Source organism: Catenulispora sp. GP43 (genome assembly GCF_041260665.1).
GTDB lineage: Bacteria > Actinomycetota > Actinomycetes > Streptomycetales > Catenulisporaceae > Catenulispora.
Window position 1 is genome coordinate 198,591 of the sequence record NZ_JBGCCT010000018.1, and the last position, 24,365, is coordinate 222,955.

Sequence of the window (24,365 nt, forward strand, 5' to 3'; positions counted from 1 at the left end):
GATGAGGAACTACTGAAACGGGGCCGTCGTGCGCTGGATCATCGCATCGAGCATCCGGCTCGCGGCGGTCCTGACGGCCGCCGCGGCCGTACTGCTCGTGGTCGCCGTGGCCGGGCTCCGGCACGCGCCGGTCGACGTGCTGCCGGAGTTCCAGCCGCCCCAGGTCCAGGTGCAGACCGAGGCCCTGGGCCTGTCCGTCAGCGAGGTCGAACAGCTGGTCACGGTGCCGTTGGAGGACGAGTTCAACGGCCTGGCGTTCCTGGACCGCATCCGGTCGGCCTCGCTGCCCGGGCTCAGCGTCATCGACCTCTCCTTCAAGCCGGGCACCGACGTCTACCGCGCGCGCCAGCTGCTCACCGAGCGCGTGTCCCAGGGACCCGCGCTGGTCGCGGTCGGCACTCCCCCGGTGATGATCCAGCCCCTGTCGGTCCAGGCCCGGGCCACGGCGGTGGCGCTGTCCTCGTCCTCGATGTCGGCCACGGACCTGTCCACGACCGCGCGCTGGCGGATCCGGCCGCGGCTGCTGGCCGTGCCGGGCGTGGCCAACGTGGTGCTCTGGGGCCAGCGGGACCTGCAGCTTCAGGTCCTGGTCGACCCGGCGCGGATGAACAGCCGGGGCGTGACGCTGAACCAGGTGATCAACACCGCCGGCGACGCCATGTGGACCTCGCCGCTGACCTTCGTCGAGGCCGCCTCGCCGGGCGCGGACGGCTTCATCGACAACCCGAACCAGCGGCTGACGATCCAGCACGTGCTGCCCATCAACACGCCCGCGGACCTGGCGGCGGTGCCGATCGAGGACACCACCGGCCAATCGGTCCAGCTGCGGGACGTGGCGACCGTCGTAGCCGACCACCCGCCGCTGCGCGGGGACGCGGTACTGCAAAGCGGCCCGGGATTCCTGCTCGTGGTGGAGAAGCTGCCCGGCGCGGACCCGATCAAGGTCGCGAACGGCATCAAGGCGGCGCTGGCCGAGCTAGCGCCGGGGCTGCGCGGCATCACCGTGGACACCGGCGTCTTCGAGCCCGCCGTCTATGTCCACGGCGCGCTGGTCCACCTGGCCTGGACGGCGCTGGCCGCGCTGGTGCTGCTGGCGGTGTGGTTCGGCGTGTGCTGGCGGTCCTGGCGGGTGCTGCTCATCGCGCTGGCCGGGACGGTGCTGCCGGTCCTGGCCGCGGCATACGTGCTCTACCTTCTTGGCTCCACCTTGACGGTCCTGACACTCGCGGGCCTCGCGGCGGCGCTCGGCGTGGCCGTGGACGACGCCGTCCGCACGGCCGAGGCGGTCCGCCTCGCCGACCGCGCGGCGGGTGCCGACGGGATCGCCGGATCCATCGGCGAGGCGCGCCGTCCGCTGACCTTCGCCCTCGTGGTGATCGCGTTGGCGACGATCCCGATCCTGACCCTCCAGCATCGCGCCGGAGCCCTCGCCCGACCGATGATGGGCGCCTACCTGCTGGCCGTGGCGTGTGCCGCGATCGTCGCGATCACGTTCGTGCCGGCGCTGGCGCATCTGCTGCTCCGGCGCGCCACGCCCCGCCGCCCAGCACTGCGGCTCAGGCGTGCCTACGACTCGGTGCTGTCAGTGTTCACGACGAACGCGACCGTCCTGTTCGGCACGGCCGCGGTACTGCTCGTGGCCTGCTTCCTCGTCATCCCGCAGTTCGGGAACCGCTCGCTGATCCCGCCGATGCAGGAGCGCAGCCTCCTGGTGCGCTGGCAGGCGCCGGCCGGGACCTCGCTGACGGCGATGGAGCAGACCACGACATCGGTCGGCCAGGCGCTGCGCACGCTGCCGGGCGTGACCGACGTGGCCAGCGACGTCGGGCAGGCGCTGCTCGGCGACCGGCCGGTCGACGTGGACTGCGCGCAGACCTGGATCACCCTGTCGTCGAAGGCTGATTACGGCGCGGCCAGGACGGCGGTCGGCCGGGTCCTGAACAACTACCCCGGTATGCAGCACACAGTGCTCACCTTCACCGACGCCGCGCTGGCGGACAACCGCACGCTCACCGGGCCGCCGGTGCGGGTCCGGCTCTACGGTACCGACCCGGCCGCGCTGTCCGCGATGGGCGGACAGCTGCGGCAGGCCGTCTCCGCGGTGCGGGGGACGGCCAGCGCGACGGTGCAGACACCCGCCACCGAACCGTCCATCCAGATCGCGACCAACGTCGACGCCGCCGCCGCGCACGGCCTCAAACCCGGCGACGTCCGGCGGGCCACGGCCGTCCTGATCGCCGGCATCCCCGTCGGCAGCTACTACGAGCAGCAGCAGATCTTCGACGTCGCGGTGTGGAGCGAGCCGGGGATGCGCGGTGATCTGACGGCGATCTCGAACCTGCCGCTGGACACTCCCGGCGGCGGCCAGGTGCCGCTGAAGGACATCGCGACGGTGTCGATGCAGCCGGCGCCGGCCGAGATCGACCACGATCAGGCCTCCCGCTACCTCGACGTCACCGCGGAGGTGCCGGGCGGCGATGTGCACGGAACCGTTGACAGGGTCCGGTCCGCGGTCAAGAACCTGCCGCTCCCGGTCGGCTACCACATCGAGGTGTCCAGCGACGTGGTGGTGAACCAGGATGCTGATCGCAATACCCTGCTGTACGTCGGTGCTGTCGCGGTCGGTGTGTTCCTGGTGTTCCAGGCGGCGCTTCGCAGCTGGCGGCGTGCCGTGCTGCTGTTCTGCGCGGTGCCGCTCGCCCTGGCCGGCGGTGTGGCCACGGCGCCGATCGCGGGCGGGCCGCTCACGCTGGGGGCGTTGGCCGGGTTCCTGGCGGTGTTCGGCGTCGCGGTCCGCGCCGGACTGGTGCTCATGCGGGACATGGAGCGTTCGGAGGCTGACGCGGTGGACAAGGCCGTGCGCCGGTCTGTGTTCCCGACCGTGGTGACGGCTGTGGGGCTGGTGCTGGTCGCGCTGCCGTTCGCGGTCGTCGGCGACATCTCCGGGATGGAGGTGATGCGGCCGTTGGCGCTGGTCGTCATCGGCGGCATGGTGACCACGACCCTGGTGATGCTGGTCCTGCTGCCCGCGCTTTCCCTCCGGTGGTTCCACTGGTTCTACAAGGAGGCGCGCGCATGAGGGGACACCTGATGGGGCGCATGACCAGCAGCCGCTCCCGCGCGGCGCGCCTGGGCGCGGTCCTCGCGACACTCCTGGCCTCGGCCGGCTGTTCGCGCCAGTCCGCCGATAGCCCGCCCGCTCCCCCGGCGGCCCTCGAGCCGGCGCCCGGAGCCGCACTGCCGACCGTGAAGCTGAGCGCGTCGGCGTTCACCGCGGTGCGGGTGAGGACCGAGCAGGTGCGGGCCGCCAGCGGCGGAATGGCGATCCCGATGACCGCCGTCATCTACAGCCCGGACGGCGCCGCCTGGACCTACGCGGCGGTCGGGCCGCGGTCCTACCTGCGGCACGCGATCGTCATCGCCCACGTCACCGGGACCGAGGCGTTCCTGAGCTCCGGACCGGCGGTCGGAACCCCGGTGGTCACGATCGGCGCGCCGGAACTGCTCGGCGCCGAATACGGCGTGGGCGAGGAGTGAGGGCCATGACGCGCCCCACGGTGATGCGCGCGATCGTCTCCTGGAGCCTGACCTACCGGTTCCTGGTCGTCGCGGCGGCGGTCGCGCTGATGGCCTTCGGTGCGGCCACCATCGGCTCCAGCGCCGTCGACGTCTTCCCCGAGTTCGCCCCGCCGCAGGTGGAGGTCCAGACCGAGAGCCTGGGCCTGTCCACCTCCGACGTCGAGTCGCTGGTGACGGTGCCGCTGGAGCTGGCCATGAACGGCATGCCCGGACTGGACCAGCTGCGCTCGACGTCGGTGCCGACGCTGTCCTCGATCGTCATGGTCTTCAAGCCCGGGACCGACCTGCTGCACGCCCGGCAGCTGGTGCAGGAGCGCCTGGGCACGGTGCGTCCCACGCTGCCGAAGTGGGCCTCGCCGCCGGTGATGCTGCCGCCGGTGTCGGCGACCGCGCGGGTGGTGCAGATCGGCATGGTGGGGCCCGGGTATTCGACCGAGGAGCTGTCCCGGCTGGCGCTGTGGCGGGTCAAGACCCGGCTGCTGGCCGTCGACGGCGTGGCGGACGTGTCGATCTGGAACGAGCGGCAGCCGACGTTCCAGGTGCAGGTCGATCCAGCCAAGCTCGCCGCCGCGCACGCGAGCCTGGACGAGGTCGAGCGCACCACCTCCGACGCGCTGGACTCCGGGGCGCTGAGCTTCTCCAACGGCAGCGTCGTCGGCGCCGGCGGGTTCCTGGACACCGCGAGCCGACGGCTGCAGATCGTGCACCAGCTGTCGGTGTCCAGCCCCGCGGAACTGGCCAAGGTGCCGCTGGAGGACCACGCGGCCAAGGGTTCGCTGGTGCCGTTGAGCGCGGTCGGGCCGGTCGTCCAGGACAGCCTGCCGATCATCGGCGACGCGGTGATCAACGGTCAGGCCGGGCTGCTGCTCGTGGTGGAGAAGCTGCCCTGGGGCGACACGCTGAAGATCACCTCGGGCGTCCAGAGCGCGCTGAAGCAGTTGCAGCCGGGGCTGCCCGGCGTCACGTTCGACAGCACCATCTTCCGGCCCGCGACGTTCATCGACGAGTCGATCGCGGGCCTTCGCACCTCGCTGCTGATCGGCTTCGCGCTGGTCACGGTGATCCTGGTGCTGTTCCTGTTCGAGTGGCGGGTGGCGCTGATCAGCCTGCTGACGATCCCGATGTCGCTGGTCACCGCGCTGCTGGTCCTGCACTACACCGGCGCCACGATCAACACCATGATCCTGGCCGGGCTGATCATCGCGCTCGGCGCGGTCGTGGACGACGCGATCATCGACGTCGAGAACATCCTGCGGCGGCTGCGCGACGCCCGGGCCGCCGGCAGCGACACCCCCACCGCCCGGATCATCCTGGAGGCCTCGCTGGAGGTCCGCTCGCCGATCGTCTACGCGACGCTGATCATCGTCGCGGCGGCCGTCCCGGTGTTCCTGCTGCACGGCCTGACCGCCGCGTTCTTCAAACCGCTGGCGCTGGCCTACACGCTGGCGATCGTGGCCTCGCTGTGCGTCGCGCTGACCGTCACCCCGGCCCTGACCCTGATCATGCTGCGGCGCGCGCCGCTGCGGCACGGCCCGTCGCCGCTGGTGCGGTGGCTCCAGCGCGGCTACTCGGCCCTGTTGGCCCGCATCGTGCGGCGCCCGGCCGCGGCGTACTCGGTGTTCGCGGTCGCGGTCCTGGCCGGTGCGCTGATCGTGCCGCAGCTGGGCCAATCGCTGTTCCCCACGTTCAAGCAACGCGATCTGCTGATCCACTTCGACGCCGTGCCCGGCACCTCGGACACCGAGATGGTCCGTGCCACGACGATGCTGTCCCAACGGCTGCAGGCGATCCCCGGCGTCCGGAGCTTCGGCGCGCACATCGGCCGGGCCCGCGGCGGCGAGGAGGTCGTGGGCATCGACGCCGCCGAGGCGTGGATCAGCACCGATCCCAACGCGGACTACGACAAGCTGGTCGGGCAGGTGCGGGACGTCGTGAACACCTACCCCGGGCTGTACCGGGACGTGGAGACGTATCTCAACGAACGTATCGAAGAGGTCTTGTCCGGTTCCCGGCAGGCGGTGACCGTCCGCGTCTACGGGCAGGATCTCGGCCAGATGCGCACCACCGCGACCAACGTGCTGCAACAGGTGACGCAGGTGCCCGGCGTGCAGGACCCGCACATGGACATCTCGGTGGACACCCCGCAGATCCAGATCGAGGTGGATCTGGCCAAGGCGGCCGCCGTCGGCCTGAAGCCGGGCGACGTGCGGCGCCAGGCCGCGGCGGTGGTGGCGGGCCAGGAGATGGGCAACATCTTCATGGGAAGCGAGGTCTACGGCGTCTACGTCTGGAGCGTGCCGGCGGCGCGCAACAGCACCAGCGCGATCGCCGCGATGCAGTTGGACACCCCGGCCGGCGCCCACGTCCGCCTCGGCGACATCGCCACGGTCTCGATGCGCAGCGACCCCTACCGCGTGACGCGCGACGGGAACTCGCGCTACCTGGACGTCAGCACCGACGTGAAGGGCCGCGACCTGGGAGCCGTGGCCAACGACATCCGCCACCGCCTGAGCGCCGTGCCGCTGCCGGCCGGCATGCACTACGCGATGCTCGGCGAGTACAAGGAACGGCAGGCCGCCCAGCGGACGCTGCTCACCACGGCGGTCGCGGCCGCGATCGCGATCCTGTTGCTGCTGCAACTGGCGTTCGGATCGTGGCGGCTGGCCGCACTGCTGTTCGTGACCCTGCCGATGGCGCTCGTCGGCGGCATCATCGCCATCAGCATGGGCGGCGGCGTCATCACCATCGGCGCCCTGGTCGGCTTCTTCACGGTGTTCGGCATCGCGGCCCGCAACGGCATCCTGCTGATCAACCACTGCCAGCACCTGGAACGCCGCGAGGGCGTGGAGTTCGGACCGGCGCTGGTGGTGCGCGGCGCGCGCGAGCGGCTCTCGCCGATCCTGATGACCTCGCTGGCCACCGGGCTGGCCCTGGTGCCGCTGGTGCTGCGGGGGAACCTGCCGGGGCACGAGATCGAGTACCCGCTGGCGGTGGTGATCCTCGGGGGGCTGGTCACCTCGACGTTGCTGACGTTGTTCGTAGTGCCTTCGCTGTACCTGCGGTTCGGGCGGCGTCGGGCGAGGCCGTGACGGTCAGCAGGGCCCGGACCGCGACGGTCCGGGCCAAGTGGTCGATCGCGCAGGTGCCGACCAGGTGTTCAGATCAGGTGCTCAGATCAGGTGTTCAGATCAGCGAGCGGTGCTTCTGGACGAACGGGAGCCGGGCCCACCAGGCGCCCAGGCCCAGGCGGCTGGCGGTGCCGAAGGCGGCGACGGCGATCAGGACGAGGGCTTCCAGCACGTGGTCGTCGACGAAGGGGTTGACCGAGGAGGTGGCGGCGCCGGCGGCGGTGTGCTGGGCCGGCGGGTAGACCGCGAACCACATCATCGCGACCAGGACCACGCCGGAGACCGCCGCGACGCGCAGGCCGACGCCCAGGATCAGGGCGCCGCCGATGCCCAGCAGGCCGAGCATGAACGCCCAGTCGACGAAGCCGTTGCCGGCCATGGAGTGGAACGCGGACTGGAACGGTCCGACGGCCACATGGCCCAGGAAGCCCTTGGTCGGAGAGCCGCCGTGGATCCAGGCGTTCTTGGAGGACGTGGAGTAGTGCAGGCCGAAGGCCTTGTCCAGGAAGGCCCACAGGAAAATGAAGCCCACGCCGATGCGCAGCGCGGCGATGGACGCCTCCTTCGCCTCGACGGCGGCCGTCGACCGCTCGGTGGCGATCGACGCCTTCGCCGAACGCCGCGTGAAGTGGAACCGACCGGTCAGGTGGGCCCCACCGTGCTCTGTGCTCATCGCGCTGTCTCCCATCAGGGGTCTGAATTCGCCGTCCCGTGTTGTCTCACCACGGAGTGTGGCCGACCGGCCGGGCGGCGGTACCGTGCCGAAAGTCCCGACTGTCAGGGCCGATGGTCATGACGGACCGGACGGGAGTGTCCGCGGTGCCGATCTCGCGCACCGGTCCCGACCAGGGTCCTGACTCCCTCGTCCACGGTGTCCTTCGGCACTGGTCGCCCCCTCCGCGGGCGGAGCTGACTGGGTGTCATGGGAATCAGAAGGATCACATGCCCGGAATCCGGGCTGTTGTCGGCACGCCGCCGCGCCTGCGCGCTGGCGGTCCTTTGCGTGTCGCTGCTGGTGGTGTCGCTCGACAACACCATTCTGAACATCGCGCTGCCGGCCCTGGTCGTCCAACTGCACGCCACCTCGACCCAGCTGCAGTGGATCGTCGACGCCTACGCGGTGGTGTTCGGCGGCCTGCTGCTGGTCGCCGGCAGCCTGGGCGACCGGATCGGGCGCAAGCGGGTGTTCCTGGCCGGGCTGCTCGGCTTCGGCGCCGGGTCGGCCGGATCGGCGTTCGCCACCGGCGTCGACGCCCAGGTCGTCTCGCGGGCGGTGATGGGCCTGGGCGCGGCCGCCGTCATGCCGGCCACACTGTCGATCATCATGGACCTGTTCCGGGACGACCGCGGCCGGGCGCGGGCCATCGGCCTGTGGTCGGCGACCAGCGGCCTGGGGATCGCCATCGGCCCGATCGCCGGCGGCTGGCTGCTGGCCCGCTTCTGGTGGGGCTCGGTGTTCTTCGTCAACATCCCGTTCGTGGTCCTGGGCGCGGTGGCCGCACTGGCGCTGGTACCGGAGTCGCGGGACACCGAACGCCGGCGGCTCGACCCGGTGGGGGCGGCGGCTTCGGTGGCCGGACTGTCCGGACTGTTGTGGGCGGTCATCGAGAGTCCACAACAGGGCTGGCACTCGCCGATGGTCCTGGGCGCCGGCACGGCGGCCCTGGCGGTCCTGGGTTTCTTCGTGTTCTGGGAACGGCGCACGGCCAGCCCGATGCTCGTGCTGGATCCGTTCGGCGATCGCCGGTTCTCGGTGTCGGTGACGGCGGTGGCGTTCGCGGTGTTCGTCCTCATGGGCACGATGTTCCTGCTCACCCAGTACCTCCAGTTCGCCCTGGGCTATTCGCCGATGGCGGCCGGGCTGCGGATATTGCCGGTCGCCGGGGTCGTCGCGGTCGCCGCCCCCGCCTCGACGGCGCTGGACCGGTGGTTCGGCACCAAGGCGGTCGTGGCCTCGGCGCTGGCCTGCCTGGCCGGCGGGTTGTGGGTCCTGGCGGGGACGACCCCCGGCGACGGATTCGCCCACGCGCTGCCCGGGCTGCTCCTGCTGGGCCTGGGCGCGGGGTCGGCGATCGCCCCGGCGACCGCCGCGATGGCCGCGACGCTGCCGCGCGACCGCGCCGGCGTCGGATCGGCGACCAACGGCTCGGCCCTGCAGATCGGCGGCGCGCTCGGAGTCGCGGTGTTCGGATCGCTGCGGGGACCCAGGGCTGTTCGACCTGTTCCACGCCTGGGACTGGTGGGCGTGACGACACGCCGCCGCTGATTCAGCGGGTGCGGAGCCAGATGATGGTGGAGACGAGCTGGATTCCGGCCTGGTAGCGGGTGCTGAGCTTGTCGTAGCGGGGGGCGAAGCCTCTGAACTGCTTGAGTTTGGAGAAGCAACGCTCAACCGTGTTGCGGATCTTGTATGTGGGCTTGTCGAATCCGGTCGGTCGGCCACCGGCGCTGCCCTTGTCGACCGTGCGCGCCGGCCCGCGAGGCCTAGGCACCGCGACGGCCTCCAGCGCGGCCTGGGCGTGGGCGATGTCAGAGGCCTGACCTTCGGTGACCACGAAGCCCAGCGGGCGGCGGCGGGCGTCGGCCACCGGGTGGGTCTTGGTCGTCAGTCCGCCGCGCGAGCGCCCGAGCCCGTGATGGTCAGGTTCGGGGTGTACCGCCGCTTGCGCGGTCGGGGGACTTGTCGACTCGACAGCTCCGCCCCTTTTTGCGCTCCGGCTTACACCGTCTGCCACGGCCCATACCGCTCGGGCACACCGCCACCGGCATGTCACCACGACCACTCACAGGTCCGTTCACGAATCGATCAACGAGCAGAGCCATTCACCAGACACGGCCTAGCCCAAGTACGAGCGGTAGAGCCTGACATCCTCGTGCCACGCGACAGAGTTGACCTGGGCGGAGACACGTTCGATCAGGCTCGCGTCATGGTCCGACGCGTCGGCGAACTGCAGACCGAGGAACACGTCCTCGGTGAAGATCGCCGCGTCGAAGGCCCCGGCCGCCTTGAGCGCCAGGAAGACTCGAACGAACACCCGGCAGAACAGATCGTCCACGAAGGTCTGCAGCTCCGCAGGCGGAGCATCATCGGCAAGAACCACGTCCTCGAAGTCGCCGTGGTACAGCACGTCGTAGAACTCGTCGATGAGCTGGTCCGCAGGCACAAGCGACTCGGCATCCATGTAGATGAAGCTCCACTCGTCGGCGCAAACCAGATTCGCGAACCCAGCACGCTGATCGCGCTCGCGGGCGTTGTTCGCCCTGTCGAGCGCCTCGGATGTCTGGGCGGCGAACCCCACACCCGTACACCCGGACGTGGAGTACAGGCAGAAGGCGTAAACCTGCTCCCCGGCAGCGTCGCGTGAAAGGGTCTCGATGCATGCGACGGCCGCCGACAGCAGGGCCTGCTCCAGGTCGTCGACGAATTGATCTGTTCGCATCCACTTCCTCGCATACGGATTGTCCAAGGGCTGCCCAGGCCGGCACAAACCGCCTACTGGGCCGCCAGTGACTCCAGCAGGTCCAGCTTGGCAGTGCGCGCCCACATCAGCATCGGCGGCCGCTTGGTCTCTCTAACCGCCCCAGCCGCGGTCAAGCCGCGTGCCGGAGCGGCAGGCGGACCGGCTCCTCATGCGGCGCCCTGATCGGCACCTCGATAGGACGCGGCGCGGCCGGCCCGACCCGAGCCGCGCCGGACCGCCGGTCCGGGAGCAGCAGGCCGCCGGCGAAACCGAGGGCGGCCCCGATCAGGAACTCGCCGTACCTGGAAGCCAGGGGCCGGCTCGTCGTGCTTCTCATCGCTTGGACACCTCATGTGTTCGAACTCTGTGATGGCTCACTTCGCCGACGACACCGGCGGTCATCGGAAGCGGCAGGTCACGGCAGGCAGTTCAGCGCGCAGCACCGGATCAGGCACGGGCGAGCCCGGAGGGCTCAGGCAGTGGTGAGCGCCGTCGGAGCCGACGAGCAGCGGAGGCGGCGCCTCCCGGCTCGGCTTCGGCGGCCGGCGCAGTTTCGGTCTGGCGGCCCTGCCGGGTGGCGGCGGCCGCTGCCCCCCGGGCTAGCGGCCGTCGCCACCTTTCGATGCGGTCAGCTCTTCTTCGCCTTCGGCTCGGTCGCCTTGGCCGTGGCCGGCTGCGATTCGCCCGCGACGGGGATCTTGCGGGTGGCGGCCTTCTGCGGCTGCGCGACCGGGACCCGCATGGAGAGGATCCCACCGACGTAGGAGGCGGTGATCTCCTCCTCCAGGGCGCCGGCCGGGAGCCGCACGGAGCGGCTGAACGCGCCGTAGCGGAACTCGCTGTGCCGCTTGTCGTGCTTCTCGGACGAGCGCTCGGCCAGGATGGTCAGCGTGCCCTCGGAGACCACCAGCTCGACGTCGTGTTCGGGGTCGATGCCGGGCATCTCGGCGGACAGCACGTAGGTGCCGTCGTGCTCGAAGCGGTCCTCCACGCGGATGGGGTGGAAGTCCAGCTTCGGACGCCAGTCCAGCATCGCGAACGGGTCGAACCAGTCTCGCAGGTCCGGAAGCGGGACGAACTGGTTGCGGCGGCTGATCTCGGTCATAGGCGGCTCTCCTTTCGATGGGGTGGTTCGGACGGTTATCAGACAACTCCTATGAAGCAGCGCATAGCAGGGCCGAACGACCCGATGTCAGTGGTCTTTCTCCCCTGGGCCGGACCCGCCGTGACCGTCTTACTCCGGGGGACGGCGTGATCCGTGAGAGTCGGGACCTTCGGCCCTGTGGACATCGGGTCTCCGTCCTCTGAGCAGGGCACGGGACGCGCGCCACATTGACGCTATGAGCACTGTCGTACCCGAACCAGCCGCACAGCGTCAGCCGCGGCGGGCGGTGATCACCGCCGACGCCCTCCAGGACCTCATCACCGCGCTGCGGACCGCGGGCCTGCGGCCGGTGGGCCCGACGGTCCGCGACGGCGCGATCGTCCTGGACGAACTGGGGTCGGCGGCAGACCTGCCGCACGGCCGCGGTTCGGCGACGGCGCCCGGAGCGTACCGGCTCGTGGAGCGCGAGGACGGAGCGGTGTTCGGCCACTCGGCCGGGCCGCAGTCGTGGAAGCAGTTCCTGCACCCCGCCCGGCGCCTGCTGTTCAGCGCCGACCGGGATCCGGCCACCGGTGACTTCATCCCCGAGCCGGAGGACAGCGAACCGGTCCACTACGCCTTCATCGGCGTGCGGCCCTGCGATCTGGCCGCCGTCAAGATCCTGAATCGGGCGCTGCGCCGTGCACCGGACGCCGATCGCGGGCCGTTCATCGTCGCCGTGGAGTGCACCGAGCCCGGCGCGACCTGCTTCTGCGCGTCGGCCGGGACCGGTCCGGGGTGCGCCGACCGCTCCGGCGAGTTCGATCTGGCGCTGGTGGAGCTCGTCGGCGAGCCCGCACACCGGTTCCTGGTCACCGTGGGCAGCGAGCGCGGCGACGCGATCTTGGACGCGGTGCCGCACGGACCGGTCCCCGACGGGCTCGTCCAGAGGGCACGGGCCGCCGTCGCCGCCGCCGCGGGCCGCATGGGCCGCACGCTGCCGGCCACCGACCTGCGGGTGCTGCTGGCGCGCTCGGCGGACGCCGAACGCTGGGACGACGTCGCAGCGCGCTGCCTGACCTGCGGCAACTGCACCATGGTCTGCCCCACCTGCTTCTGCACCTCGGTCGAGGACACCACCGACCTGTCCGGCGACCACGCCGAACGATGGGAATCCTGGGATTCCTGCTTCGACATCGACTACTCCTACATCCACGGCGGTTCGGTCCGCACCTCGGCGAAGAGCCGCTACCGCCAGTGGCTCACGCACAAGTTCGGGACCTGGCACGACCAGTTCGGCACCTCCGGCTGCGTCGGCTGCGGACGCTGCATCGCCTGGTGTCCGGTGGGGATCGACGTCACCGAGGAACTGGCGGCGCTGAACGACGGGATCGACCGGATCGACCGGATCGACCGGATCGGCGGCGCCGAGCAGTCCCTGGAAGAGACGCGGGGATCACGATGACCGCCCCGATGCTGCCCAGGCGCTACCGCGTGACCGAGAACTGCCGGGAGAACGCGGACACCAGAACCCTGTCTCTGGCGCCTGTCGACGAACCGCTCCCCCGCTTCGCCTCGGGCCAGTTCACGATGGTGTACGTCTTCGGCGTGGGCGAGATCCCGCTGTCGGTCAGCGGCTCGCCCCTGGTGCGTGACCAGACCTTGGTCCACACCGTCCGAGCGGTCGGCGCGGTCTCCGCGGCGCTGTGCCGGGCCGAGCCCGGAACCGTGATCGGGGTCCGGGGCCCGTTCGGGACCAGTTGGGACGTGGGACGTTCCCGCGGCCGGGATCTGTTGTTCATAGCGGGCGGTATCGGGCTGGCACCGCTGCGTCCGGCGCTGTTGGAAGCCCTCGCCTCGCGCCGCGACTACGGGCTCGTCTCGGTGGTCGCCGGCGCCAAGACCCCGCCGGAGCATCTCTTCGGCGTCGAGGACGAGTGCTGGCGCGCCAACGGAGTGGCGGTGCTGCGCACCGTCGACCGGCGGCAGACGGATCCGTGCACCGGTCTGCCGCGGCCGTGGACCGGTTCGACCGGCCTGGTGACCGAGGTGCTGCCGCGGGTGCGGCTGCGTCCGGGGCGGACCACCGCCTACCTGTGCGGCCCCGAGGCGATGATGACGCACACCGGCGCCGCCTTGATCCGGCTCGGTCTGCGTCCGGAGGACATCGAGCTGTCCCTGGAGCGGAACATGCGCTGCGGCGCGGGCCTGTGCGGACACTGCCAGCTCGGCCCGGACTTCGTCTGTCTGGACGGCCCGGTGACCACCTACGACCACGCCGAGCCGCTGCTCGCGGTTCCAGAGCTGTGAAAGGGCAGACCATGACCGGCAAGCCCCGACTGGCCGTGTTCAAGTTCGCCTCCTGCGACGGCTGCCAGCTGACCCTGCTGGACTGCGAGGACGAGCTCTTGGCGCTGGCCGACACCCTCGAGATCGCGCACTTCACCGAGGCCACGCGGACCTCGTTGCCCGGCCCGTACGACCTCGCCCTCGTGGAGGGCTCCATCACCACCCCCGAGGACGCCGAGCGGATCGAACGGGTACGCGCCGACTCCCGGTTCCTGGTGGTGCTCGGCGCGTGCGCAACCGCCGGCGGGATCCAGGCGCTGCGGAACTTCGGCGACGTCCGCGGGTTCACCGAGACCGTGTACGCCCGGCCCGACTACATCAGCACGCTGGAGCACTCCACGGCGATCGCCGATCATGTGCCGGTCGACTTCGAGCTGCGCGGCTGTCCGATCGACCGCGGCCAGCTGCTCGAGGTGATCACCGCGTATCTGGCCGGCCGCAAGCCCCGGATCCCGGACCGCAGCGTCTGCTATGAGTGCAAGGCCCGCGGAGTCGTGTGCGTGAGCGTCGCCGACGGCACGCCCTGCCTGGGGCCGGTGACGCACGCCGGATGCGGCGCGATCTGCCCGGCGTTCCGGCGCGGCTGCTTCGGCTGCTTCGGGCCGGCGCGTGAACCCAACACCCCCGCGCTGGTCCGGCTGCTTCGGGAGCAGGGCGAGGCCCCGGAGCACATCGCGCGGGTGTTCCGAACCTTCAACGCCGCCAGTCCCGCGTTCCGGGCGGCAGCCGAGTCCGTCGACGACCCCGATCGGGAGGTTCGGTCATGACACACCGGCACGAGCGCACGCTGCGCGTGGGATCCCTGGCCCGCGTCGAGGGCGAGGGCGCGATGCACGTCCGGTTGGACGCCGGCGGCCGCGTCCGGGAGGCGCGGCTGGAGATCTACGAGCCGCCGCGGTTCTTCGAGGCCTTCCTGGCCGGGCGCGCGTACACCGAGGCGCCGGACATCACCGCGCGGGTGTGCGGCATCTGCCCGGTGGCCTACCAGATGAGCGCTTGTCTGGCGATGGAGGACGCGTGCGGGGTGACGGTCGGCGGGCAACTGGCCGAGCTGCGCCGGCTGCTGTACTGCGGGGAGTGGATCGAGAGCCACGCGCTGCACGTCCACCTGCTGCACGCCCCGGACTTCCTGGGGTACGCGAGCGGGATCGACATGGCTCGTGAGCACCGGGCGGACGTCGAACGGGGCCTGGAGATCAAGAAGACCGGCAACGCCCTGATGGCGCTGGTGGGCGGCCGGGCGATCCACCCCGTCAACGTCCGAGTCGGCGGGTTCCACCGGGTCCCCTCGCGGTCAGAGCTCGCACGGTTCGCACCGGAGCTGCGGCGGGCGCTGGAACTCGCGCTGGAGACAGTGATCTGGGTGGCCGGGTTCGACTTCCCCGCGGCCGAGGCCAAGCACCGGCTGCTGGCGGTGGCGCAAGGCGACCGGTATCCGATCGACGGCGGCCAGGGCATCGCGACCGACGCCGGATACGGCTTCAGGACCGCCGACTTCGAGGACTACGTGTTCGAACACCAGGTCCCGCACTCCACGGCCCTGCACGCCGAACTCGCCGACGGCAGCACCTACCTGACCGGTCCGCTGGCCCGCTACAGCCTGCACTCGGCGAAGCTGACCCGGCACGCCGCCGCCGCGGCCCGCGCGGCCGGCCTCGACGCCGAGTGCCGGAACCCGTTCCGGAGCATCATCGTGCGCGCGGTGGAGACCGTGTACGCGATCGAGGAAGCCCTGCGGATCATCGATGCCTACGAACCGCCGGAACGGCCGTGGGTGGCGGTGCCGCCGCGCGCCGGCCGGGGTCACGGTGTCACCGAAGCCCCGCGCGGCCTGCTGTACCACCGGTACGACATCGCCGCGGACGGCACCATAACCCAGGCGCGGATCGTGCCGCCCACCGCACAGAACCAGGCCGCGATCGAGGCTGAGCTGTGCGAACTGCTGGAGGCGCACCAGGGGCTCGGGGATGCGGAGCTGACCGACCTGTGCGAGCGGGCGATCCGCAACCACGACCCGTGCATCTCATGCTCCGCACACTTCCTCGAACTGCACCTGGAGCGATCATGAAGTCCGCCGGAACACCGATCGTGATCGGCGTCGGTGAGGAGTTCCTGCACGACGACGGCGCGGGCCCGGCGGTGGTCGCACAGCTCCGCGAGCTGGCCGCCGCCCACCTGGTGCCGCCGGACACCCGGCTCGAGGTCTGTTTCGGCGAGCCGACCGAGTTGATCGAACTGTGGCGGGACGCGCAGGTGGCGATCGTGGTCGACGCGGCCGTCCCCGACGCCGGGGCCGGGCTCGCGGCCGGCGAGGTGGTGCGCTGGGAACCGGGGCACGGCAGCGGCGGCACGGGCCGAGCCGGCGCCGCCGCCCTCCGGGTCACCGCGGCGCTCGGCCCGGCCGCCGGCCACGCGCTGGGACCCGGTGCCGCGCTCGCCCTGGCGAACGTCCTGGACCGGGTGCCCGAACGCCTGGTGCTGTACGCCGTCGTCGGCACCGACTTCAGTCTCGGCCCGGGTCTGTCCGAACCCGTCGCCCGAGCCGTGGACACCGTGGCCCACGACATCGCCGACGAACTCCGGCGGGAGGGTCTTTCGGCCCGGTCCGACCGGGAACTCCTGTCCTGGTCCGACGACGCCCCTGGACCGAGGCTGAAACCATGAGCAGCGACGTCGACTCCCCGCCTGCCGCCGCGGCGGCGGCACGGCACTGGCAGGTGCGCGGCACCGTCCAAGGCGTGGGGTTCCGGCCCTTCGCCCACCGGCTGGCGACCGAACTCGGACTGTCCGGGTCGGTGCGCAACCGCGCCGGAGTCGTCGAGATCGACGCCTTCGGCCCGCCCGAGGCGCTGGCGGAGTTCCGAACCCGGCTCAGTGCCGAGGCGCCGCCGCTGGCCGCGATCACCGCGATCGTCGAGAGCCGGCCCGGAGTCGCGGCCCCGCCCGAAGCCGCCGCCGGCTTCACCATCCAGGCCAGTGCCGACCTCGGCGGCGACGGCCGCGCGCCCGCCGAGGTCGCGCCCGCCGAGATCCCACCCGACGCAGGCCTTTGCGACGCGTGCCGTGCCGAAGTCCTCGACCCGGCCGACCGCCGGCACCGCTATCCGTTCACCAACTGCACGGCCTGCGGCCCGCGCGCCACGATCATCGACGACCTCCCCTATGACCGCGCCCGCACCAGCATGGCCGGCTTCCCGCTGTGCCCCCGCTGCCGCGCCGAGTACCTGGACCCGGCGGACCGCCGCTTCCACGCCGAACCGATCGCCTGTCCGGAGTGCGGCCCCCAGGCGGCCTGGTACTCCCGCCCCGGTTTCCCGGACGTCTCCGAAGCCGTCGGCGAGACGGCGCTGAGCCTGGCCGCGCAACGCCTCGCGGCCGGCGGCGTCATCGCCGTCAAGGGCCTGGGCGGCTACCAGCTGGTGTGCGACGCCACCGACCCCGGCGCCGTCGCCCGGCTGCGCGAGATCAAACACCGTCCTGACAAGCCGTTCGCCGTGATGGTCCCGGATCTGGCCGCGGTGCGGGCCCTGGCCTGCGTCACCAGGACCGAGGAGAACCTCCTGGCCGGTGCGGCGCGCCCCATCGTGCTGGTCCGCCCCTGGCCGGTCGGAGTCCCGGCCCTGGCTCCCGGGGTGGCGCCGGACGCGCCCCGGCTGGGCCTGTTCCTCCCGACCACCGCGCTGCACCTGCTCCTGCTGCTCGAGGCCGGTCGTCCGCTGGTCGTCACCAGCGGGAACACCGCCGATGCCCCGATCATCGTCGACGACCGGATCGCGGCCGGGACCCTCGCCCCGGTCTGCGACGGCGTCCTGGCCCACGACCGCCCGATCCGCGCGCGGTATGACGACTCGGTGGCGCGGGCCGTGCACGAGCGGACGACCGTGATCCGGCGCGCGCGGGGCTTCGCACCGGCCGCCCTCGGCCTGCCGATCGCCTCACCGGAGCCGCTGCTGGCCGTGGGCGCGCACCTGAAGCACACCTTCACCCTGGCCATCGGGGCCCGCGCGTTCGTCGGCCCGCACACCGGCGACCTGTCCGACCTGGCGGCTCTGGAGGCGTTCGACGAGGCCGCCGAACACATGCAGCGCGTCCACCGCGTCCGTCCGGAGACCGTTGTGCACGACCTACATCCGGAGTATCTGTCCACCAAGATCGCAGCCGCCATCGGGAATCCGGACCGGCGGATCGCGGTCCAGCACCACCACGCCCACATCGCGTCCTGCGCCGCCGAGCACGGCATTACCGACCCGGTCCTGGGAGTCGCCTACGACGGACTGGGCTTGGGCGCCGACGGAACCCTGTGGGGCGGCGAGGTACTCCTGGCGGACCTGCGCGGCTTCCGCCGACTGGCCCGGTTCGGCACCGCCCCGATGCCCGGCGGCGAGGCCGCGGTGCGCCATCCGCTGCGCATGGCCCTGGGCTATCTGGCCGGCGGTGAGGACCTGGGCGGCCGCCGGCCGGATCCGGCGACGGTCGCCGCCGCGCTGGCCGGGATCGCGGACCGGGAGCCCAAGTACGACACGGTGCTGCGGCTGGCGCTGTCCGGGACCGGCTCGCCGCGGGCCTCCAGCGCCGGACGGCTCTTCGACGCCGCCTCGGCCCTGCTCGGGCTCTGCGACCACGTCTCCTACGAGGGACAGGCCGCCGTGACCCTCGAAGCCGCCTCCCAAGGCGTGCTCGCCGATCCGCTGCCGTGGCGGATCGTCGAACGTGACGGCCTGTGGGTCCTGGACTGTATGACGACCCTGACCGCTTTGCTCACGCACCGCCTGGAGGGCGCCGAGATCCCCGAACTGGCCGCCGCCTTCCACGAGGCGCTCGCGCTGGCCACGGCGGACCTGGTCCACAAGTGCGCGGCCGACACCGGGGTCCGTACCGTCTGCCTGTCCGGCGGCGTGTGGCAGAACAACCGGCTCACCGAGGCCGTCGCCGCCGGGCTGGAAGGCGAGGGATACCGGGTCCTGATCAACCAGCGGGTGCCGTGCAACGACGGCGGCATCAGCTTCGGACAGGCCGCGATCGCCGCGGCGCGGCTCGCGGAACGCTGAGGAGAACGCCATGTGTCTGGCCATCCCCGGGCGGCTGGAGAGCGTCGAGCCGGCCGACCCCTTCCCGACCGGCACCGCCGACTTCGGCGGCATCCGCAAGCAGGTGTGCCTGGTGTTCGTCCCCGAGGCCGCGATCGGCGACTACGTGCTGGTCCACGTCGGCTTCGCCATCGGCGTGATCGACGAGGCCGAGGCGCTGCGCACCCTGGCGGTGCTGCGCGCCATGGGCGACGTGGTGGAGACCGAACTGGCCGGCGGTGTGTCGTGAAGTACCTGGACGAGTACCGCGACCCCGCGCTGGCCCGTCGGCTGCTCGCCGAGCTCGGCGCGGTGGCGACCCGGCCCTGGCGCCTCATGGAGGTCTGCGGCGGACAGACCCACACCCTGGTCCGCCAAGGGATCGACGAGCTGCTGCCGGCCGGGATCCGGATGATCCACGGCCCCGGCTGCCCGGTGTGCGTGACCCCGGTGGCGGTGATCGACCGCGCCCTGGAGCTGGCGGCCACCCCCGACGTGGTGTTCACCAGCTTCGGCGACATGCTGCGCGTGCCCGGCACCTCGACCAGCCTGCTGCAGGTCAAGGCGGCCGGCGGCGACGTGCGAGTGGTCTACTCCCCCGCCGACGCGGTCCGGATCGCCGCCGCCGAGCCGCGGCGCCGCGTGGTGTTCCTGGCGGTCGGCTTCGAGACCACGGCCCCGGCGAACGCCGCGGCCGTCCTGCTGGCCGAGTCCCTGGGCCTGACCAACTTCAGCATGCTGGTGAGCCACGTGCTGGTGCCGCCGGCGATCACGGCGATCCTGGAGGATCCGGAGTGCCTGGTGGACGGGTTCCTGGCCGCCGGCCACGTCTGCTCGGTCATGGGGTACACCGAGTACGAGCCGATCGCCGCGCGATACCGGGTACCGCTGGTGGTCACCGGGTTCGAACCGCTGGACCTGCTGGAAGGCATCCTTATGGCGGTGCACCAGCTGGAGTCCGGCCGGCACGAGGTCGAGAACCAGTACGCACGCGCGGTCCACCGGGACGGAAACCAGGTGGCGCAGGAGGCGATACGCCGTGTCTTCCGGGTCGCGGACAAGGAATGGCGCGGTATCGGTTCGATCCCCGACAGCGGGCTGGTGCTCGCCGACGGATACGAACGCTTCGACGCCGCGCTGTGGTTCCCCTCCGGTCCCCGCAGCCCCGAGTCCGCGTCCGAATGCATCGCCGGCCAGATCCTCACCGGGGTGAAGACTCCGACCGACTGCCCCGCTTACGGCACGCGCTGCACGCCCCGCCATCCCCTGGGCGCGCCGATGGTCTCCTCGGAGGGCACCTGCGCGGCCTTCTTCTCGGCGGGAAGAACCGCCGCCGCTCCATCGCCGGCTCTGAACGCGGCGACCAGTTAGGAGGGACACACCGCCATGACCGCCAGCCCCTTGTTCACCGCGTGTCCGGCACCCACCGCCGAGACCGAGCACGTTCTGCTCGGCCACGGCTCAGGCGGCCGGCTCTCCGCCGAACTGCTCAGCGAGGTGATCCTGCCGGGGTTCGGCCTGGCCGGCTCCGCGGGCCGGCCTCTGGAAGACGCCGCCGTGCTGCCGTTGCCCACGGCCGAGATCGTGATGAGCACCGACTCCTTCGTCGTCGACCCGCTGTTCTTCCCCGGCGGGGACATCGGTTCGCTCGCCGTCCACGGCACGGTCAACGACCTGGCCATGATGGGGGCGGTGCCGGTGGCGCTGGCGGTGGCGTTCATCGTCGAGGAGGGCTTCGGCATGCGGGAGCTGGGACGGATATCCCAGTCGCTGGGCCGGGCCGCGCACGCCGCCGGCGTGAAGGTGGTGACCGGGGACACCAAGGTCGTCGGGCGCGGCGCCGCGGACCGGCTGTTCATCACCACCACGGGGCTGGGTGTGCGCATGCCGTTGGCGCGCCCGTCGGCCGGCCGGGTGCGGCCCGGCGACGTGCTGCTGTTGTCCGGCCCGATCGGCCTGCACGGTGTCACGATCCTGTCCACCCGCGACAGCCTGGGCTTCGAAACCGAGATCGGCTCCGATTCCCAGCCGCTGCACCGGGTCGTCGCGGCCGCGGTGGCCGCCGGCGGCGACGGGGTGCGCGCCCTGCGGGACCCGACCCGCGGCGGCGTGGCCTCGGCGCTCAACGAACTCGCGGCCGCCTCCGGGGTGGGCGTGCTGGTGGAGGAGACCGCGCTGCCGGTGCCGGAGCCGGTGTCGGCGGCCTGCGACCTGCTCGGCCTGGACGTGCTGCACGTGGCCAACGAGGGCTGCCTGCTGGCGTTCGTCGCCCCGGACAAGGCCGACGCGGTGCTGGCGGCGATGCGGTCGCGCCCGGAATCGCCCGGGGCGGTGCGGATCGGGCAGGCAGTGGCCGAGCATCCGCGCCGGGTGGTGGTGCGCACCGGGATCGGCGCGGAGCGGGTGCTCGACATGCTGGTCGGCGAGCAGCTGCCACGGATCTGTTGAACGGGTCGTGGAACGGCGACCAGAGGACCCCGACCTCTGGTCGGGGTCCTCTGGTTCCTGCGGGGCCTGATATCTCCAGCCTCAGAACGCCGGCAGCCCCGCCGCGGCGAACCGGTCCCGGGCCCGGCGTACCTGGTCGGGCGTCGGGGTCGGGGTGTCGGCCAGCGGGAACCGGATGCCCAGAGCCCGGTACTTCGCCGCGCCGAGCTTGTGGAACGGCAGGACGTCGACCCGCTCGACGTTGCCCAGCGAGGCGGCGAAGCGCGCCACGCCCGAGACGTTCGCGGCGCCGTCGGTCAGGCCCGGCACCAGGACGTACCGCAGGTGCACAGGGACGGCACGCTCGGCCAGACGCCGGGCGAAGACCAGGGTCGGATGCAGCTCGCCGCCGGTCAGCCGGCGGTACAGCGCGCGGTCCCAGGACTTGATGTCCAGCAGGACCAGACTCGTCGCCGCCAGCAGCTCCTCGTCGGCGCGCACTCCCAGGTATCCCGAGGTGTCCAGCGCGGTATGCAGCCCCAGGCCGCGGAACCCGTTCAACAGCGCGGCCGTGAAGCGCGGCTGAAGCAGCGGCTCGCCGCCGCTGACCGTGGCCCCGCCGCCGCAGGCCCGGATGAACGGGACGAAGTCCGCGGCCTTGGCCACCAGCTCGGCGGAGCTGGTAGAGGTGCCGTCGCGCATCCGCCAGGTCTCAGGGTTCTGGCAATATCGGCAGCGCAACGGGCAACCGGCGGTGAAGACGGTGAACCGGGTTCCCGGCCCGTCGACGCCGGTGCTCAGGTCCCAGCTGCTGACCGAGCCGACCACGGCCTCGGCGGGCTTGGCGCCGGCCGTGGCCGTGGTCCCGACCGGGAGTCCGGTGGCGGTCATAGGGGTTCACGCCTTCTCGTGGAAGGTACGGCTGATCACGTCGAGCTGCTGCTCCCGCGTCAGCCGCACGAAGTTGACGGCGTAGCCGGAGACCCGGATGGTCAGCTGCGGGTACTTCTCCGGATGCTCCATGGCGTCCACCAGCGTCGCGCGGTCCAGCACGTTGACGTTCATGTGGAATCCGCCGCAGGAGAAGTAGCCGTCCAGGATCCCGGCCAGGTTCACCGCCCGCTCGGCGTCGGCCCGGCCCAGCGCCGCCGGGACGATCGAGGCGGTCAGCGAGATCCCGTCCAGCGCCTGGTCGTACGGGAGCTTGGCGACCGACACCGCCGCGGCGACCAGGCCGTGGGTGTCGCGGCCGTTCATCGGGTTCGCGCCCGGCGAGAACGGCGTCCCGGCCCGGCGGCCGTCCGGGGTGTTGCCGGTCTTGTGGCCGTAGACGACGTTGGAGGTGATGGTCAGCACCGACTGGGTGTGCCGCGCGTTCCGGTACGTCGGGTGCTGACGGACCTTCGCCATGAATCGCTCGACCAGGCCGACCGCGATGGCGTCGGCGCGCTCGTCCCCGTTGCCGTAGGCCGGGAAGGCGCCCTCGGTCGGGAAGTCGACCGCGAGGCCGCTCGCGTCCCGGATCACTTTCACCCGCGCGTGCTTGACCGCCGACAGCGAGTCGGCCGTGACCGCGAGCCCCGCGACACCGCAGCCCATGAGCCGCTCGACGTCGCTGTCGTGCAGCGCCATCTCAATGCGTTCGTAGGCGTACTTGTCGTGCATGAAGTGGATGACGTTCAGCGCGTGCACGTAGGTCGCGGCCAGCCAGTCGAGCATCGCGTCGAAGGCGGCGTCCAGCTTCTCGTACTCCAGGTACTCCCCGCCGATCGGCTCGAATCCGGGCGCGACCGTCTCGCCGCTCATCTCGTCCCGGCCGCCGTTGATCGCGTACAACAGAGCCTTGGCCAGGTTGACCCTGGCGCCGAAGAACTGCATCTGCTCCCCGACCGCCATGGCCGACACGCAGCAGGCGATCGCGGTGTCGTCGCCGAAGCGGGGCCTGATCAGGTCGTCGGACTCGTACTGGATGGAGCTGGTGTCGATGGAGACCCGTGTGCAGAACTCCTTAAAGCCGGCCGGGAGGTCCGGGGACCACAGCACGGTGAGGTTGGGCTCCGGCGCCGGACCGAGGTTGTAGAGCGTCTGCAGGAACCGGAAACTGGTGCGGGTCACCAGCGGCCGGCCGTCCTCGCCGATACCGCCGATGGACTCGGTGACCCAGGTCGGGTCGCCGGAGAACAGCTCGTCGTACTCCGGGGTGCGCAGGAAGCGCACGATCCGCAACTTGATGACGAAGTCGTCGACGATCTCCTGCACCTGCTGCTCGGTGAGCCGGCCGGCGGCGAGGTCCCGCTCGAAGTAGACGTCGAGGAAGGTCGAGACGCGGCCCAGCGACATCGCCGCGCCGTTCTGCTCCTTCACCGCGGCCAGGTAGCCGAAGTACAGCCACTGCACCGCCTGACGGGCGTCGGCGGCGGGCCCGCTGATGTCGAAGCCGTAGGACGCGGCCATCTCCTTGAGCTCCTCCAGAGCCCTGGTCTGTTCGGCCAGTTCCTCCCGCGCCCGGATCGTCTCCTCGTCGGCCCAGCGCGCGTCCAGAACGGCCCGGTCGGCGCGCTTGGCCGCGATGAGCCGGTCCACGCCGTACAGCGCCACGCGCCGGTAGTCGCCGATGATGCGGCCACGGCCGTAGGCGTCCGGCAGCCCGGTGATGATCCCGGCCCGGCGGGCCGCGCGGATCTCGGGGGTGTAGGCGTCGAAGACCCCGTCGTTGTGCGTCTTGCGGTACTTGGTGAAGATCTCCTGGACGCGCGGATCCGGGGCGATCCCGTACGCCTTCAGGCCGGCGGCCACCAGGCGCCAGCCGCCGTTCGGCATGATCGCCCGCTTGAGCGGGGCATCGGTCTGTAGACCGACGATGATCTCGTGGTCGCGGTCGATGTAACCGGGGGCGTGGGCGGTGATGCCGGCCGGCGTGCTCGCGTCGACGTCGTACACGCCGCGGGCGCGTTCGACCACGAACATCTCCCGCAGCCGCCCCCACAACGCGGCGGTCCGCTCCGTGGAACCGGCCAGGAACCCGCCGTCGCCGAGGTAGGGCGTGTAGTTCGCCTGGATGAACCCGTGCACGTCGATCCCGTCGCACCACGGGCCCGCGGTGAATTCGTCCCAGGCCGTCACAGGAATGTCGGCCACTACAGCGGTCATGTTCCTTGCCTCCTCGCTCGCGGTGCCGGTCACCGGGCACTGTCAGGATCCCGCCACGTCACCGGGTGGACTAGACCAGTCCGACCCGGTCGCACCGGGTCCAACGGCCCTGGCGAACGGC

Annotated in this window: 20 protein-coding genes; 13 read left to right on the plus strand and 7 right to left on the minus strand. The window is 71.6% G+C overall.

All coding sequences use genetic code 11. From position 1 onward, the window contains the following. Positions 1 to 28: 28 nt before the first annotated feature. Genes ABH926_RS32055 through ABH926_RS32065 form a run of 3 tightly spaced genes read left to right on the plus strand, consistent with a single transcriptional unit; the run spans position 29 to position 6,668 of the window. Positions 29 to 3,079 (plus strand): efflux RND transporter permease subunit, encoded by a 3,051-nt coding sequence (locus ABH926_RS32055; protein WP_370369636.1) that lies wholly within the window; start codon positions 29 to 31, stop codon positions 3,077 to 3,079. After that, the gene (locus ABH926_RS32060) at positions 3,076 to 3,537 is read left to right on the plus strand and encodes a hypothetical protein (RefSeq protein ID WP_370369637.1); all 462 of its coding nucleotides are present in this window, start codon (positions 3,076 to 3,078) and stop codon (positions 3,535 to 3,537) included. Before ABH926_RS32055 ends, ABH926_RS32060 begins: the two co-directional genes overlap by 4 nt. Before the next feature lie 5 nt (positions 3,538 to 3,542). Continuing rightward, a complete protein-coding gene (locus tag ABH926_RS32065; protein WP_370369638.1) occupies positions 3,543 to 6,668 on the plus strand; it encodes an efflux RND transporter permease subunit in 3,126 nt (1,041 codons plus the stop codon). Positions 6,669 to 6,762: 94 nt separating this feature from the next. On the opposite strand, the gene ABH926_RS32070 is transcribed toward ABH926_RS32065, so the two are convergent. After that, complete coding sequence (locus tag ABH926_RS32070; protein ID WP_370369639.1) at positions 6,763 to 7,380, minus strand: hypothetical protein; 618 nt, start codon at positions 7,378 to 7,380, stop codon at positions 6,763 to 6,765. Positions 7,381 to 7,629: 249 nt separating this feature from the next. Here ABH926_RS32070 and ABH926_RS32075 point away from each other — a divergent pair, with 249 nt between their 5' ends. Next, on the plus strand, positions 7,630 to 8,973 hold the full coding sequence (locus tag ABH926_RS32075) for an MFS transporter (protein WP_370369640.1): 1,344 nt from the start codon (positions 7,630 to 7,632) through the stop codon (positions 8,971 to 8,973). Between the two features lies 1 nt (position 8,974). Here ABH926_RS32075 and ABH926_RS32080 read toward each other — a convergent pair whose 3' ends face one another. The 4 genes from ABH926_RS32080 to ABH926_RS32095 all read right to left on the minus strand — a co-directional run bounded on the left by ABH926_RS32080 (position 8,975) and on the right by ABH926_RS32095 (position 11,273). Beyond that, on the minus strand, positions 8,975 to 9,295 hold the full coding sequence (locus ABH926_RS32080; RefSeq protein WP_370369641.1) for a hypothetical protein: 321 nt from the start codon (positions 9,293 to 9,295) through the stop codon (positions 8,975 to 8,977). 249 nt (positions 9,296 to 9,544) lie between these two features. Further along, on the minus strand, positions 9,545 to 10,174 hold the full coding sequence (locus ABH926_RS32085; protein ID WP_370369642.1) for a DUF4303 domain-containing protein: 630 nt from the start codon (positions 10,172 to 10,174) through the stop codon (positions 9,545 to 9,547). A gap of 124 nt (positions 10,175 to 10,298) precedes the next feature. After that, positions 10,299 to 10,505, minus strand: a complete 207-nt coding sequence (locus ABH926_RS32090; protein ID WP_370369643.1) for a hypothetical protein — start codon at positions 10,503 to 10,505, stop codon at positions 10,299 to 10,301. A 291-nt stretch (positions 10,506 to 10,796) separates the two neighbouring features. Next, a complete protein-coding gene (locus ABH926_RS32095) occupies positions 10,797 to 11,273 on the minus strand; it encodes an Hsp20/alpha crystallin family protein (RefSeq protein ID WP_370369644.1) in 477 nt (158 codons plus the stop codon). A 235-nt stretch (positions 11,274 to 11,508) separates the two neighbouring features. On the opposite strand from ABH926_RS32095, the gene ABH926_RS32100 reads away from it, so the two are divergent. From ABH926_RS32100 to hypE, 9 genes are read left to right on the plus strand one after another with little or no spacing between them, the layout of a single operon-like run. Next, on the plus strand, positions 11,509 to 12,717 hold the full coding sequence (locus ABH926_RS32100; protein WP_370369645.1) for a 4Fe-4S dicluster domain-containing protein: 1,209 nt from the start codon (positions 11,509 to 11,511) through the stop codon (positions 12,715 to 12,717). Continuing rightward, on the plus strand, positions 12,714 to 13,562 hold the full coding sequence (locus tag ABH926_RS32105; protein WP_370369646.1) for an FAD/NAD(P)-binding protein: 849 nt from the start codon (positions 12,714 to 12,716) through the stop codon (positions 13,560 to 13,562). Before ABH926_RS32100 ends, ABH926_RS32105 begins: the two co-directional genes overlap by 4 nt. 11 nt (positions 13,563 to 13,573) lie before the next feature. After that, positions 13,574 to 14,368: an oxidoreductase gene (locus ABH926_RS32110; protein WP_370369647.1), complete on the plus strand. Its 795-nt coding sequence runs from the start codon at positions 13,574 to 13,576 to the stop codon at positions 14,366 to 14,368. After that, positions 14,365 to 15,669, plus strand: coding sequence for a Ni/Fe hydrogenase subunit alpha (locus ABH926_RS32115; protein WP_370369648.1), 1,305 nt, complete (start codon positions 14,365 to 14,367; stop codon positions 15,667 to 15,669). Before ABH926_RS32110 ends, ABH926_RS32115 begins: the two co-directional genes overlap by 4 nt. Continuing rightward, positions 15,666 to 16,265, plus strand: coding sequence for a hydrogenase maturation protease (locus ABH926_RS32120; protein WP_370369649.1), 600 nt, complete (start codon positions 15,666 to 15,668; stop codon positions 16,263 to 16,265). Before ABH926_RS32115 ends, ABH926_RS32120 begins: the two co-directional genes overlap by 4 nt. Then, positions 16,262 to 18,649 carry a carbamoyltransferase HypF gene (gene hypF, locus ABH926_RS32125; RefSeq protein ID WP_370369650.1) on the plus strand — a complete coding sequence of 796 codons (2,388 nt, stop codon included), beginning with the start codon at positions 16,262 to 16,264 and terminating at the stop codon, positions 18,647 to 18,649. Before ABH926_RS32120 ends, hypF begins: the two co-directional genes overlap by 4 nt. Before the next feature lie 10 nt (positions 18,650 to 18,659). Then, positions 18,660 to 18,917 (plus strand): HypC/HybG/HupF family hydrogenase formation chaperone, encoded by a 258-nt coding sequence (locus tag ABH926_RS32130; protein ID WP_370369651.1) that lies wholly within the window; start codon positions 18,660 to 18,662, stop codon positions 18,915 to 18,917. Continuing rightward, positions 18,914 to 20,038: a hydrogenase formation protein HypD gene (gene hypD / locus ABH926_RS32135; protein ID WP_370369652.1), complete on the plus strand. Its 1,125-nt coding sequence runs from the start codon at positions 18,914 to 18,916 to the stop codon at positions 20,036 to 20,038. Before ABH926_RS32130 ends, hypD begins: the two co-directional genes overlap by 4 nt. Before the next feature lie 15 nt (positions 20,039 to 20,053). After that, positions 20,054 to 21,115, plus strand: coding sequence for a hydrogenase expression/formation protein HypE (gene hypE, locus ABH926_RS32140; protein WP_370369653.1), 1,062 nt, complete (start codon positions 20,054 to 20,056; stop codon positions 21,113 to 21,115). Positions 21,116 to 21,196: 81 nt separating this feature from the next. Here hypE and pflA read toward each other — a convergent pair whose 3' ends face one another. Both pflA and pflB read right to left on the minus strand, forming a co-directional pair. Next, positions 21,197 to 21,985 carry a pyruvate formate-lyase-activating protein gene (gene pflA / locus ABH926_RS32145; protein ID WP_370369654.1) on the minus strand — a complete coding sequence of 263 codons (789 nt, stop codon included), beginning with the start codon at positions 21,983 to 21,985 and terminating at the stop codon, positions 21,197 to 21,199. 6 nt (positions 21,986 to 21,991) lie between these two features. Next, positions 21,992 to 24,244, minus strand: a complete 2,253-nt coding sequence (gene pflB, locus ABH926_RS32150) for a formate C-acetyltransferase (protein ID WP_370369655.1) — start codon at positions 24,242 to 24,244, stop codon at positions 21,992 to 21,994. Between the last annotated feature and the right edge of the window lie 121 nt (positions 24,245 to 24,365).

Bases quoted from the DNA above. Each gene is read 5' to 3' on its own strand.
- ABH926_RS32060 (WP_370369637.1), top strand. From the start codon at position 3,076: ATGAGGGGACACCTGATGGGGCGCATGACCAGCAGCCGCTCCCGCGCG.
- ABH926_RS32065 (WP_370369638.1), top strand. From the start codon at position 3,543: ATGACGCGCCCCACGGTGATGCGCGCGATCGTCTCCTGGAGCCTGACC.
- ABH926_RS32070 (WP_370369639.1), bottom strand. From the start codon at position 7,380: ATGAGCACAGAGCACGGTGGGGCCCACCTGACCGGTCGGTTCCACTTC.
- ABH926_RS32075 (WP_370369640.1), top strand. From the start codon at position 7,630: ATGGGAATCAGAAGGATCACATGCCCGGAATCCGGGCTGTTGTCGGCA.
- ABH926_RS32090 (WP_370369643.1), bottom strand. From the start codon at position 10,505: ATGAGAAGCACGACGAGCCGGCCCCTGGCTTCCAGGTACGGCGAGTTC.
- ABH926_RS32095 (WP_370369644.1), bottom strand. From the start codon at position 11,273: ATGACCGAGATCAGCCGCCGCAACCAGTTCGTCCCGCTTCCGGACCTG.
- ABH926_RS32100 (WP_370369645.1), top strand. From the start codon at position 11,509: ATGAGCACTGTCGTACCCGAACCAGCCGCACAGCGTCAGCCGCGGCGG.
- ABH926_RS32105 (WP_370369646.1), top strand. From the start codon at position 12,714: ATGACCGCCCCGATGCTGCCCAGGCGCTACCGCGTGACCGAGAACTGC.
- ABH926_RS32110 (WP_370369647.1), top strand. From the start codon at position 13,574: ATGACCGGCAAGCCCCGACTGGCCGTGTTCAAGTTCGCCTCCTGCGAC.
- ABH926_RS32115 (WP_370369648.1), top strand. From the start codon at position 14,365: ATGACACACCGGCACGAGCGCACGCTGCGCGTGGGATCCCTGGCCCGC.
- ABH926_RS32120 (WP_370369649.1), top strand. From the start codon at position 15,666: ATGAAGTCCGCCGGAACACCGATCGTGATCGGCGTCGGTGAGGAGTTC.
- hypF (WP_370369650.1), top strand. From the start codon at position 16,262: ATGAGCAGCGACGTCGACTCCCCGCCTGCCGCCGCGGCGGCGGCACGG.
- ABH926_RS32130 (WP_370369651.1), top strand. From the start codon at position 18,660: ATGTGTCTGGCCATCCCCGGGCGGCTGGAGAGCGTCGAGCCGGCCGAC.
- hypE (WP_370369653.1), top strand. From the start codon at position 20,054: ATGACCGCCAGCCCCTTGTTCACCGCGTGTCCGGCACCCACCGCCGAG.
- pflA (WP_370369654.1), bottom strand. From the start codon at position 21,985: ATGACCGCCACCGGACTCCCGGTCGGGACCACGGCCACGGCCGGCGCC.
- pflB (WP_370369655.1), bottom strand. From the start codon at position 24,244: ATGACCGCTGTAGTGGCCGACATTCCTGTGACGGCCTGGGACGAATTC.